Genomic DNA, 12,551 nt, shown 5'->3' on the forward strand with positions numbered 1-12,551 from the left:
TGGCCCACGGGGTCCGAGGCAACCTTGACGGGGCGATTTTCCACTCCGATCATGGCAGCGTCTATACCTCTGGGCAATACCGGAAGCTGTGTGAACGATTCGGTGTCACCCAGTCGATGGGAGCAATCGGGACGAGCGCGGACAACTCGTTGGCGGAGTCGTTCAACGCCACGCTGAAACGGGAAGTCCTCCAGGACGAGTCCGTTTTCCCAAGCCAGCTCGTATGTCGTCGGGACGTGTTCCGGTGGTGCACGCACTACAACACCAAGCGCTTGCACTCGTGGTGCGGCTATCGCTCGCCGAACGCCTTCGAAGCCGCCGGATCAGCTACACTTACTATCGCATCTTGATTAAATCCCCGTGTCCACTTTCCGGGGTTCGGGCCCCAGCGATCGGGCGAGACGGTCAATCGACGACACGACAAGTTCGTCACCGTCTCGCACGTACGCCATACACTCGACAAGTCCAGGGCGGGCAGTCTTGGTGCGGCCGGAAATCCTATCTTCAAAAAACCGGTCAATCCTGCCGGAAGCATTGAGTAGTTCTTTCTGGCGCTGATTATTCTGCTCCACCGTGGAGACACGGATATAGCCCACCCGCTGCCCATGCGAACCAGAGTCATTGACCATTAGTCTTCGCTCCGCGAAGGTTTAAAGGCGGCATTCTCTTGTTCTATGACTGCATCACGATACGACTCGATTGCATCCGAGAGGGCATAAAGCTGAACACCGTCGAGGCCATCAGCGTCAGCAAGCAAGGATTGTACAATCCTGCCCAACGCCTGCTGCCCCGACGAGAGTCCACCATGCAGATCTTTCACCCGCGCCAACGCGGGTACAGAGTCAATATGACTTTCAATATGGAAACCGTCAGACGATAACATCACACTCACCACTTTCTGTAAACATAAGGCTTAGACCCCGCTAGACACGTGTAAAACAATGCTAGGAACGGCCCTATTTTACAGGAAACATTCTGCCGCACACCGGCGTAACAATAGGGTGTACCACCCTGATACACCCTCTGCCTTAATCAAGAGGTGACGGCATTTATCATATGGATATTCCGTTGAATTTCCGGATCACAATCAAGCACAAATAGATCCCAGAGGGAACCCTCTGCCATCGCTCGACACATTAACGGCTTTTACATGACTGGTAAATTCCCTAGGTACTGTCTCTTCACCTAATGCCAAATCACGCCATAGCCGAGAGACACCAGCCCCTTCCATCGCGGGTTCGTCAACGTCTTTAGCCACACATGAAAGGCTATACAAACCCCATTCAGATTCATCAAATGGGTAAGTGCCAAAGTCTCGCATATCCCTACGGAAATCTTGCATCATGACTTCGCGAATTACTCCGTCTCCCCCATGTGTAATTTCGTCAGTTACATAGAGTATCTCTGTGATATCTCGAGCCTTATCCACTCTTTTTAAATACTGTTTATGGAATTGTTCAAGGTCAGACTCTCGAGCGAGGAAGTAAGTTGTAAAAAGAAGAGTTTCGCCCAACATATTAAATCGGATCACCTTTTACTGTGAAAGCTCCAGAATTTGCATACCTAGGCTGAGGGTAGCAGTGTCTTTTATGCACATTTTCCGAATTTGTTCATGTACAAATCCGCATCTTTCTCCGCCTTTGATGGAAGTGCGCAATTTACTACCGCCAATCTTCCCGCCATCGCTGTTGGCAGGAGGTCGAGAATGTAACTCCACTGTAGCGGAGAAGTGTAACCCAATTAAAAAATTAACGATATCAGACAGTTAAGATATTCTTTCCAGCGCTCGACATGCGAGGCTGCGAGAGTCGTGTCTAATTTTTCCCAAACGCTACGGTTGAGCGGTGTCGCCCCCGAGGAACGTGGACAGATTGGTTGCCAGCTCTCGCAGCACTCCCTCGGAGAAGCGCTTCACAGACAGCTACTGTAGCCAGGTGATCTTCACGCGGTGCGGGTCGAATTTCTTAGCGCCAGGCTTGCCAGGCAGGATGCGAATTTCCATTAGCAGCCGAGTCAGCCGTCGCTTATCCTCAACAGAGGCACCGCCCCACCACTTGGCAAAGTCCGGCACGTCGACAAGTTCTACAGCAAGGGGGTCAGCAGCATGACTGGTCGTTAGTTCACGCATTTTTCCATCAAGACCTGCAATCTGAGCTTCAATTTTCTTTGACATTCGCACGAATGTTGGCATGTCAATCTCTTCATCGATAGCAGAATTTTCAATCTGCTCACGCTTGGCCAACAGCGCGTTTCGCCGTCCTGAAAGTTCTTGGAGTCGTTCGGTAAGGGTGTTGTTCTCTGGTGCCAAGGCCTTACGCAACGCATCCACGGCGTCAGGTTGCTCCATGCGTTTAAGAATGACAGCTTCGATAAGATCATCAACCTCAGCACCGATAGAGACATGGGTACCGCCCGGCTCAGAGCGCTTGCAGGTATAGAAACGACGAGGTTTACCATCCGTGTTCCGCCGACTACGCGAATACATCGGTTCTCCGCAGGTGCAGGTCAGGACAGAAGCGAGGAAATAGCGCGGTGCGTTACCGCTATGTGAGAGCCGCCGCGACGGGTCGCGCAAGATTGCATCGAGCTTTTCACCTGTAACCTCGTCGATAATCGCAGACCAGTTGCCTTTACCAATGATTTTGCGATCTTTAACAAGACGTTTCCCCGTATCCGGGTCAGTTGGGTTGAACGTACTCAAGCCGCGCACGCGTGGGTTGAGTAAAATGTCTCGCAGCGTTGGCGCCGACATAGGCCTGCCTGAAGTCGCAGTAAGACTGCGTGCATGAAAGACCTCGCGCACGGTTTCGCGCAGAGTCTTTCCAGCAATGACCATCGCGGCGGCGTCGAGAATAGCCTTGGCCTCTTCGTCGATGATGGTCTCAGCGTCAGCCTCGTAGCCGAACATACGCCGCCCGCCTGTCTTAGGCCGCCCTGTCCGAGCCCGGTCTTCGTAGGCAGCTCGAATACGTGCAGCACGATCAATAGACTCCTGCTCAGCAATCAGACCAAGAATCACGATAGTGAGCCGCGATGCGGGGTCTGAAGGGTCAATGTTGTAGCCACGGTTCGCTTTGACGGTGACGTTGTACTTCTCGCACAACTCAAAGAGCGCCAATGTGTCTTTGGTGCGACGGGTCAGCCTATCGAGTGCGTAGACGTAAACAACGTCAATCTCGTGGTTCTCGATGGCGTGAATAAGCTTGTTGTAATCAGGGCGAGGGTCGCCAGAGAAGGCGGAGATGTTGTTGTCCACGTAGGTGGCGACCACCTTAGCCTCGTCAGCCTCAGCCTGCTTAGTGGCGAGGTGAATTTGCCGTTTCACACCGGCTTCTTCCTGCTTATCCAACGAAATACGTGCGTAAATCGCCGCACGCTGTGATGTAGTCGCTGTCATATGCCCTATTGTACCCCAAACCCACATTCCTTATTACCGCTGCCCGTTGCCCCGATGCATAGGCCGTGCGGCCCCATTCCGCCGTGCGCGGATTCTTTGAGATCCACGGTCACCGGCTGTCCGATGGAATCGATGCCGATGGGCACCATGAGCCGCGAGGCACCATCGCGCCCGTGCCACATGCCGCTGGCGACCAATTCGTCCACGCCACTGTAACCGAGCAGCCCCAGCAAATCATTGCCCCGGCGCCCAGAGGTGCTATCGGGGCGGCGAAAGACCGCCATCCGGCGGGCCATAATCGTGGCCGCGGCAGTGCCCAAACTATCGGGTGTGCCCAGTTCTTCCACGCCCGCGGCCGTGACCGCCTGCAGGGTATCCGCCGCGACGAGGCACAGGCCTTCTTGTTCCGCGCGCAGGCTCAACGCAGACGACGGCGCACCACCTACCTCAATGACGGTGGTATAAGAATCGCCGTGGAAGAAGTCTTCGGTGCCGGTGGTCAGGAGGGCATCGACAAGCACAATGCGAAACCGCGCCTTGTCCGGCTCCCGGGTGTGCGGCAGCCATTTTAACCACTCCCACTCGCCGCCGATAGCCTCGATCCCGATGGTCTCGGGACCGTGCGCCAGGGCTAGCTGCATGACGAGGGCGCGCACCGTATCGCGGGCATTATCGCCGGTAAAGGATAAAAACCTAAAGGCCTGCAATTGGATGACCACCGGGAGATCCGGAACGGTGCCCACCGCCTTGATGGCCTGGCGCATGCTCACCGCACAGACCGGGTCCAGGTCCTCGGTCGCACCAGAATCAGGCACGTTGATGGGCGTGCACAACGTGGTGGGCCCAGTGCCCACGCGCACCTCCAAGGCATCCGGATCATCAGGCCCGCGCTCCCACATGCGCCGCGATCCCACCAGCGGTTCCAGTCCCGCCGGATCCGGGTGTCGATACAACTCGTGCACACGCTGCGCACTGGCATTATCCAGGGCCTTTTCCCGCAGCGCCTTAATGTGGCGCAAGTAGGTCCGCCGGGTTTCATCCGGGTCCTGCCCGCTATTTTGTGGCCCAAACATCATGGCCATGCTGGCCAGCATCATGAGTGGAAACATCAGGGATACCGGGCTGATATGCCGCGAGTCGCCCGCGCCCAGCACCATCAGCACCACCATGCCCAGCATGGCGGCGATCATCACGATGGGCAGCAGCAAGCGCACCAAGGGCACCGGCTGTGGGCGCACCGCTTCCGGCACTTCCTCTGCCTCGATGGTGCCGGTGGGAAGCGGCGGTGGCGCGTCCCTGAGCGGCACGGTCAATGGTTCCACGATGTGGGTTTCCCCGATCCCAAGCATGGGTAAAATCCTCCCCCGATCCACGCGCTTAGCGCTCTTGGCCCCCTGCCAAGATTCCCCGCGCTGCGGTGGACACGACGCCACCAGTAAGCCACAATATGTGGCATTGGGCAAGGGGGACGCCCACAATCAAGAGACAATTCGGGGGAATTATGACCGCTCCAACGGCGCATCACCTGCGCCTTACCATCCGCATCCACGCAGATTCCTTCCACAAGGAAGCAGACGTGGCATTGCCGTTAAGCTCCAGCCTCGGCGAGCTCATGGCAGAACTTACTGACCTTGTCGATGCACCCGCGATCGACTCACCCTGGCGCGCCAGTACGGCCTCTGGACGCACCATCGACCTCACCGCACCGCTTGCCGCCACGCCGCTTGCGGAGGGCTCCATCCTGGTGCTCGCCCCGCGCGAGGAGCGCCCCGCGCCCGTAATCCGCGACGCCGCCGAATCCCTCGCCGCCCAGACCCACGACGACACCACCTCCGCCATTCCCATCGTCTGGGCGTGGGCTGGGCTTGCCGCGGCCTTCGCCGTCGCGTGGGTACTCTCACTTCCGGCGGTGGCCTGCGCCGGGCTCGCCATCGCGGCCTTCGTGCTCGCCCTGTGGACGCGGGCGCTATCGCTTGTCATGCTCACCCTAGCGGCAGGGGCGGCGAGCGGTTGGGCGCTTATTTCGCCCGCGCTTGCCGATGCCCCCTATGCCGCCCTCACCACCAGCGCCACCCTGCTCGCGGCGTTATTAGCCTGCCACCTCACCCGGTTAAGCACGGTACGCATGACCTCCGGCGCGCTCACCATCGCCGGGCTAGTGCTCATTGCGTCCGTGAGCTACCTGCTTCCTGGACTGAGTGGCAATTCGGGCATCGGCACGAGCCACGGCACCGCCGCGGCCGCGGGCATCATTATCGCGGGAGTCATTTTGCTTGCCACCGCTCCCGCGCTGACCATCGCCACCGCGGGGCTCAAGGTGCCGCAATTGCCCACTGCGGGCCAAGACCTCGCCGTCTCGGATGAGCGCCAGCCCGATGTGGACGATCGCGCCATCCGCGCCGGGTATGCCTACGAGGGCATCTGCTGCGGAATCGCGCTTTGCCTCATACCGGCCCTCATCGCGCTTAGTTTCACCGGCACCGGCACCCTCGTGGCCACGGACGGGACCGTGGGCGAGGCGGGATCCGCCGCTACCATCGGTTCTCGCATCGCCGTGCTTTTCGGAACCGGTTTAACCGGGCTCGGCTTCGTCCAAGCACTCTGCGTCTCTGTTGCCGGAACGGTGGTCATGCACGCCGCGCGTCACGGGCGCGTGCTTGCCAGCTGGGCGCTCATGCTCGTCGCCATGGTTGCCTGCCTCACCGCCTGCCTGTGCGCCGTGCATGCGATTGCCGCGGACGGGCTTGCCGGCGCTTGGGCGCCGACGGTGGTCGCCGCTCTCCTGCTTGCCGCGATGCTAAGCGCCCCACTGTGGACGGCCAAAATGAGCGAGGTGGAGCCAACGACCATCGCCTGGTTTGAACGCCTCGAGTCCCTCACCATCGCCGCCTGCCTGCCGCTTGCCGCGCACCTCGCCGGGATCTTCGAGCTCATTCGGGGGCTGGGATAATGCACCACACCCGCTCGCGTTATTCTTCCGCACAGCCTGGTTTCAACGGCAGTTCAAGGCTTGCTGCTTGTGTCCTCACCGCGTGTGTCCTCGCCGGTACCGGCGGCTTCATCACAGCAGCTCCCACCGCTCCCATCGCGAGCGCGCGGGAACCGGACCGGGAATGCGCCACCGCGCATCCTTCTCCCCTAGCGCCAGAACCTTCCGCAGACCAGCGCGCCTACCGCTCCCAGCTGCATTCCTTTGCCACTGGCGAGGGCATAAAGGTAGCCGTCATCGATACCGGCGTTGCCCACCACGATCAGTTGCCAAATCTCACCGCAGGCGCGGACCTGGTCACTCCGGAAGAACCGGATCCGCACCGGGATTGCGACCTGCACGGCACCGTTGTAGCCGGCATCATTGCTGGGCACGATATTGGCATCGCCCCGCGCGCTGAGATCCGCGCCATCCGCCAAACCAGCGCGCATTATCGCCACTACGATGGCACGGCCGGTGAGTCCGACGAGGACAGCACCACCGGCTCGCTCGACACGCTGGCCCGCGCCATCGAACATGCCGTGGAGGACAACGCCCGGGTGATCAATATTTCCGTGGTGTCCTGCGTTCCAGAGAAGACCGCACAGCGCATCGATAGCTCCCGCTTAGATGAGGCGCTCGGCCATGCAGAAGATACCGGCGCGGTAGTCATCGCAGCCTCCGGCAATATTTCCTCCGGCACCTGTGAAGAAGGCGATCACGTCTTTCCCGCTGATTCACCGACCGTTTTATCCGTTAGCGCCCAAGAGGATGCCCACGCACTCGCCGAATACTCGCTCACGCCCGTCGATGGCCCACAACTATCCGCCCACGGCTTCGTTCCTTTAGCGCTAAACCCCGCCGGTGGTTGGGCAGACGGAAAGAACCAGCAGGATTCCTTGGCACAGTTCCACGGCACCTCGTTCGCGGCCCCGGTGGTTAGCGGCACCGCCGCTTTATTAGCCGAGCGCTACCCAGAAGCCAGCGCCGCCGATATACGCCAACGGCTTCTCTCTGCCGGCGAGCCCGGCAACGGTTTCATCGACCCGCTCGCCGCCCTGACCCATATCGATGGCGAATATGCCGCACCCGCCCGCGATCTGACTATCCACCCCGCCAAAGAAGAACACTCCCCAGCGGCGAGCCGTGCCGGGTGGGTGCTCGGCGGGTTAGTCCTGCTGCTGACCGGCCTGGCGGTTGCCCGCGGGCTACGCCGACCCAAGTCGGCCTAAGGGCTGACCTGCAGGGCTTCGTCCCGGTCCAAGCGCGAGGCCTCTGGCAGTAGCCGGATGATTTCCCACGGAACCTCGGCTCCTATGCCGGTGCCGAGGGCCTCCAAGAGTTCCTTATTGTCCACCGCATGGCGCTGCCCCGTAGGCGAGACAACGTGATAGCCATGCCCGGTATCCACGCCAACTCCTCCTGCCGATAGCCCACCAAAACGATCCGCTATGCCCTCTCCGGCGAGCGCTACCGTCCCGGGGTTCTCGGTGACCATCGCTGCGCCGCCGTCGCTATCGGCGCACATCCAGCCCTCATCTGGGCCAACGAAGTCGAAGGTGGTGGCGGGCAGGCGGAAGTTTAAGGGGGCATCGGCAAGCGCGCCTACCTCTTGCGGTGAGGCTTCTTTGCGCGTCGCGCCGTAGCTAACCAGCATGTCTGCCTGGGTGGCGGAGAGCTCGGCCACGCCCTCGTCTGTCCGGGCCCACTGGCCCTGCCCGGTAGCCATGATGTCCGGCAGCGGATCGGGAAACGTCAGCGGCGGCTGCTCCGCAAAGGCATTGAGCAACTCCGCAGGGACGGGCCACGCATGGGTGCTCCCGTCTATGCCAATCCCGCGGCGGATGACCCGGCCCTCCGTGCTCTGCGCATCGGGCAAGCGCACCCGCCCGTCCGCGGTGAGCAGCCACTGCGCACCATCCGTTTCTGCGAGCGCGGCGCGCTTCTCCTCAAAGCCCTCCTGCGGCGGATCCGCCACCACGATGACCTCTTCTTGGGCTACCTGTTGGCCATCGATGCTGGTGGGATTATCCGCAGGCTGCTCATCATGTCCGGCAAGGCACGCCGCCCACGAGCGCTGCGGTGTCTCGCCCGGTGCGGCCAAATAGCCGGGCGCATCCGAAATCCCCACGGGCGTGCCCAACGAGGCCTCGCGCAAATGCTCGTCCCCAATGGTCTGCGCCTCGGCCGCCTCGCCGGCGATGATCCGCGCGGAAGAGAGGTTGTAAACGGGGTGGTACTTATCGTTGACGTCCACGAAAAGCTGCCCCTGTTCCGAGCGGACGATGGGCGCATCCCCTGGTTGCGGGCTCGGCTGCAACCAGGCCAATAGGCCAGAGCCGACCGCCAAAAAGGCCACTCCTACTCCGCCAAACATCATCGCTTTGCGGCGGCGGGCCAGCGGATCGTGGATCATGCGCGTATCGCCCAACACGAGACCGTGTTCCACGCGGCGGCGCAAAAATTTATGGCCCGAAACTTGGGCCTTAGTCGTTGGCAATGGACGTGCCATGAATTTCCCCCCGAAAATTCCCCGAAAGTCTAAATAAACCCAGACCTCAGGCTAGCGCAGGTGCCACACCCCTGCCACTTGGCAGCGTGTATTCACAAGGTCGTGCGCTTTTCCCTCGTCACATCAGCCCGCGCGGACATGTCGCCCGCCTCCGGGTAATCCACCTGCGCTAAGGACAAGCCCTTCGCCGGCGCCACGGGAATGCGGGAGGAGCGCTTGGTTTCCTGCAGCAATGCCGCGGCAAAGTCGACGTCCCTGCGGCCTTCCCCAACACTTAAGCAACAACCAACCAATGAGCGCACCATCGACCAGCAGAAGGCGTCCGCGGTCACTCGGGCCTCAAAGAGCTGCGGTTCCTCCGGCGTCGAGACATCCTGCCAGCTAAATTCCTGTAATTCGCGAATGGTAGTGGCATTCGGCTTGGCCTTACAAAAGGCCGCAAAATCGTGCAGGCCCACCAGCGCGGTCGCCGCATCCTGCATGGGATCCATATCTACCGGTTTGAACCATTCGGCCGTATCGCGCGCCCGCGTCGGCAGCGCGCCCCGAGGGCTAGTGGTTATTCGGTACACGTAGTGCCTGCGCAGCGCGGAAAATCGGGCATCAAAACCTTCTGGCGCGAAATCGCAGCCGTGTACCCGGACGTCTTCCGGCAACAGCTTGGCAAGCCTGCGCACTAACGTGCCCGGATCGCCTGCCACCGACCGTTGCTCCAGCATCTCCTGCGGTACGTCCACGTGCGCCACCTGCCCGCGGGCATGGACACCCGCGTCCGTACGGCCAGCCACCGTCAGCGGAACCTCTGTCCGCGCGATCATTGCCAGCTGGTCCTCGAGCACGCCCTGGACGGTACGCAGTCCGCCCTTTTGCTTAGCCCAGCCGTGGAAATCCGTGCCGTCATAGGCCAGGTCTAACCGGAGGCGAACGAATCCTTCCGCTGGTCCCTCATGTGCGATCGGTGCTGCTTCAGTCATGGTGAACCTAATGCTACCGGAGGCATCGGCGGGTTCCCGAAATGTGCAACCTCTCCTGCTACACCTCCCCTGTTCGTTTTGAGCAGAAAATGCAATATCTGAGGGCCGTATTTGCTCAGTTATCGCAGTGGAGGATGCCCATGGGAGGTTGAGCGTTGGACGTTGGGTGGCCTGCTGCATGGCGAAGCCGCGCGATGGAGTCGGGCGATGGAGCCGCACGACGGAGCGGGACCGGGTATATGAGGTTGCAAGTTCAAAACGACAAAAGCCGCCTTCCCCGTCTCTCTTCGTAAAGAGAATGGGAAGGCGGCGATTGGGCGCTACTGCTGCGAGTAGAAACTGCAATCCACACGCGACGTTAGGGCCGGCGTGAATTCAGCAGCCAGGAGAGATTACTTCTCCTCGGACTCCTCAGCTGCGGTGTCCTCGGCCGGAGCCTCGGTCTCTGCAGCCTCGTCTGCCTGAGCCTCTTCAGCCTCAGCGGCCTTGGAAGCGGCAGCGCGGGTAGCGCGGTTAGCCTCGGAGGTCACGGTCTCCTCAAGAACGAGGGAGATCTGGGACATCGGGGCGTTGTCACCGGTGCGGTTGTCCAGCTTGATGGTGCGGGTGTAGCCACCCTCACGGTTCTCAAACTTCGGTGCAACCTCGTCGAACAGGTGGGAAACAACATCCTTGCGCGGGATGAGCTTCAGCACTGCGCGGCGGTCAGCAATGGTGCCGGACTTAGCCTTGGTGATGATCTTTTCAACGTACGGGCGAAGAACCTTCGCCTTGGCATCGGTGGTCTTGATGGCGCCGTGCTCGATCAGGCTAGCTGCCAAGTTGCTCAGCATGTGAGCTTGCTGCTTGGCGGAGCCACCGAGACGGGCACCCTTCTTCGGGGTAGGCATTGTTTACTCCTCGTGTGCGGTAAAAGTTGAGCGCGCGGCAACGAGTGCCGCAGTTCAGGATGATTCTTTACTCGGAATCGTCCGCAGCCGGGTCCTTGAAGTCACCGGTTTCTGCGTCGTAGCCCTCGAGCTGGGTGGGGTCGAAGTCCTCAGGGGTGTCCTTCAGAGCAAGGCCCAAGTTAGCCAGCTTGATCTTTACCTCATTAATCGACTTCTGACCGAAGTTGCGGATATCCAGCAGGTCGGACTCGGTGCATTCTGCAAGCTCGCCGACGGTGTGGATTTCCTGACGCTTCAGGCAGTTATAGGAGCGAACGGAGAAGTTCAAGTCCTCGATAGGCATGCCGTAGGCGGCGATGTACTCGGTCTCCTGCGGGGAGGGACCAATCTCGATGCCTTCGGCTGCGTTATTTAGCTCGCGAGCCAGGCCGAAGAGTTCGACCAAGGTGCCGCCGGCAGAAGCCAGGGCGTCGCGGGCGGAAATCGAGTTCTTGGTTTCGACGTCGATGGTCAGCTTGTCAAAGTCGGTGCGCTGCTCAACACGAGTAGCTTCGACCTTGTAGGAGACCTTCAGCACTGGGGAGTAAATCTGGTCGATTGGAATACGGCCGATTTCCCCAGAGGTTGCGGCAGCCGGGACGTAGCCACGGCCGCGCTCGACGACGAGCTCAATGTCCAGCTTAGCGGTGTCATTCAGCGAAGCGATGTGCAGATCCGAGTTGTGGATCTCCACGCCAGCGGGCGGCTGGATATCGCCAGCGGTGACATCACCAGGGCCTTCCTTGCTCAGGTACATAACCACCGGCTCATCGGAGTCGGAGGACAGGACCATGCTCTTGATGTTCAAGATGATCTCAGAAACGTCTTCCTTCACACCGTTGATAGTGGTGAACTCGTGGAGCACACCATCGATCTTGATGGAGGTTACCGCTGCGCCCGGGATGGACGACAGCAGGGTGCGACGCAGCGAGTTACCGAGGGTGTAGCCAAAGCCAGGCTCGAGCGGTTCGATGACGAACTTGGAACGAGACGAGTCGATGAATTCCTCGGTGAGCTGAGGACGCTGGGAAATGAGCATTGCAATTCTCCTTTTCGGCGACCGCTATTTGACGCCGGTAGAGGGGGTAAAAATCTTGAGGTTGAAGATTCCTGATGGACCGCGTGGCCTTGAAGGGCCGTGCGGTATAACAGTTTACTTCGAGTAAAGCTCGACGATGAGCTGCTCTTGCAGCGGAATGTCGATCTGAGCGCGCTCGGGCAACTGGTGCACGAGGATGCGCAGCGTATCAGGAACGACCTGCAACCATGCCGGTACGTTGGCATCGATAAGAGCGTCCTGAGCGTCTTCGAACCACTCCATCTTCTGGGAACGCGGTCGGACATCGATGATGTCGTACTGCGTAACCCGGTAGGACGGAATGTTGATGTTCTTGCCGTTCACGGTGAAGTGACCGTGGGAAACGAGCTGGCGAGCCTGGCGGCGGGTACGTGCCAGACCTGCGCGGTAAACCACGTTGTCGAGGCGGGTCTCCAGCAGGATGACCAGGTTGTCACCGGTCTTGCCTGGGAGGCGGTTAGCCTCGGTGTAGTAGCGGCGGAACTGACGCTCCAGCACACCGTAGGTGTACTTTGCCTTCTGCTTCTCCTGGAGCTGCAGCAGGTACTCAGATTCCTTGATGCGGTTGCGGCCAGCCTGTCCCGGAGGGTACGGGCGGCGCTCGAATGCCATGTCTCCGCCGACCAAGTCGACGCGAAGACGGCGGGATACGCGGGTAGCGGGGCCAGTGTAACGAGCCATTTTCTTACCTCT

12 protein-coding genes and 1 pseudogene are annotated in these 12,551 nt (G+C 60.2%); 3 read left to right on the plus strand and 10 right to left on the minus strand.

What is annotated here, in order from left to right; all coding sequences use genetic code 11:
• Positions 1-350 (plus strand): integrase core domain-containing protein (locus tag ABRP86_RS00005; protein ID WP_349862016.1); only part of this gene is annotated, 350 nt, incomplete at its 5' end.
• Between the two features lie 36 nt (positions 351-386).
• Here the strand turns inward: ABRP86_RS00005 and ABRP86_RS00010 are convergent.
• From ABRP86_RS00010 to ABRP86_RS00030, 5 genes and pseudogenes are all read right to left on the minus strand, one after another.
• A pseudogene (locus tag ABRP86_RS00010) lies at positions 387-629 on the minus strand (recombinase family protein); the annotation flags it as partial.
• Entirely contained in the window at positions 629-883 is a 255-nt protein-coding gene (locus tag ABRP86_RS00015; RefSeq protein ID WP_034659529.1) for a hypothetical protein, read from the minus strand. The gene ABRP86_RS00015 and the pseudogene ABRP86_RS00010, both read right to left, overlap by 1 nt.
• 204 nt (positions 884-1,087) lie before the next feature.
• Positions 1,088-1,516 carry a hypothetical protein gene (locus tag ABRP86_RS00020; protein ID WP_248100326.1) on the minus strand — a complete coding sequence of 143 codons (429 nt, stop codon included), beginning with the start codon at positions 1,514-1,516 and terminating at the stop codon, positions 1,088-1,090.
• Positions 1,517-1,921: 405 nt separating this feature from the next.
• Positions 1,922-3,424 carry a recombinase family protein gene (locus ABRP86_RS00025; RefSeq protein WP_046202906.1) on the minus strand — a complete coding sequence of 501 codons (1,503 nt, stop codon included), beginning with the start codon at positions 3,422-3,424 and terminating at the stop codon, positions 1,922-1,924.
• Entirely contained in the window at positions 3,403-4,746 is a 1,344-nt protein-coding gene (locus tag ABRP86_RS00030; protein ID WP_349862017.1) for a cell division protein FtsK, read from the minus strand. Before ABRP86_RS00030 ends, ABRP86_RS00025 begins: the two co-directional genes overlap by 22 nt.
• Positions 4,747-4,898: 152 nt before the next feature.
• Here ABRP86_RS00030 and ABRP86_RS00035 point away from each other — a divergent pair, with 152 nt between their 5' ends.
• Positions 4,899-6,347, plus strand: a complete 1,449-nt coding sequence (locus ABRP86_RS00035; protein ID WP_349862018.1) for a ubiquitin family protein — start codon at positions 4,899-4,901, stop codon at positions 6,345-6,347.
• Positions 6,347-7,597: a S8 family serine peptidase gene (locus tag ABRP86_RS00040; protein WP_349862019.1), complete on the plus strand. Its 1,251-nt coding sequence runs from the start codon at positions 6,347-6,349 to the stop codon at positions 7,595-7,597. The genes ABRP86_RS00035 and ABRP86_RS00040 overlap by 1 nt, the downstream gene beginning before the upstream one ends.
• Here ABRP86_RS00040 and eccB read toward each other — a convergent pair.
• From eccB to rpsD, 5 genes are all read right to left on the minus strand, one after another.
• Positions 7,594-8,877, minus strand: a complete 1,284-nt coding sequence (gene eccB / locus ABRP86_RS00045) for a type VII secretion protein EccB (protein WP_349862020.1) — start codon at positions 8,875-8,877, stop codon at positions 7,594-7,596. The two genes, ABRP86_RS00040 and eccB, sit on opposite strands and share 4 nt — an antisense overlap.
• 92 nt (positions 8,878-8,969) lie before the next feature.
• Positions 8,970-9,851 (minus strand): tRNA pseudouridine(38-40) synthase TruA, encoded by an 882-nt coding sequence (truA, locus tag ABRP86_RS00050; protein ID WP_349862021.1) that lies wholly within the window; start codon positions 9,849-9,851, stop codon positions 8,970-8,972.
• 392 nt (positions 9,852-10,243) lie between these two features.
• Positions 10,244-10,741, minus strand: coding sequence for a 50S ribosomal protein L17 (rplQ, locus tag ABRP86_RS00055; protein WP_349862022.1), 498 nt, complete (start codon positions 10,739-10,741; stop codon positions 10,244-10,246).
• Positions 10,742-10,808: 67 nt separating this feature from the next.
• Positions 10,809-11,819 carry a DNA-directed RNA polymerase subunit alpha gene (locus ABRP86_RS00060; protein WP_349862023.1) on the minus strand — a complete coding sequence of 337 codons (1,011 nt, stop codon included), beginning with the start codon at positions 11,817-11,819 and terminating at the stop codon, positions 10,809-10,811.
• A gap of 114 nt (positions 11,820-11,933) precedes the next feature.
• Positions 11,934-12,539 carry a 30S ribosomal protein S4 gene (gene rpsD / locus ABRP86_RS00065; protein WP_023016758.1) on the minus strand — a complete coding sequence of 202 codons (606 nt, stop codon included), beginning with the start codon at positions 12,537-12,539 and terminating at the stop codon, positions 11,934-11,936.
• Positions 12,540-12,551: the final 12 nt, after the last annotated feature.

Origin of the sequence: Corynebacterium sp. KPL3927 (genome assembly GCF_040225835.1) — a bacterium.
Lineage (GTDB): Bacteria > Actinomycetota > Actinomycetes > Mycobacteriales > Mycobacteriaceae > Corynebacterium.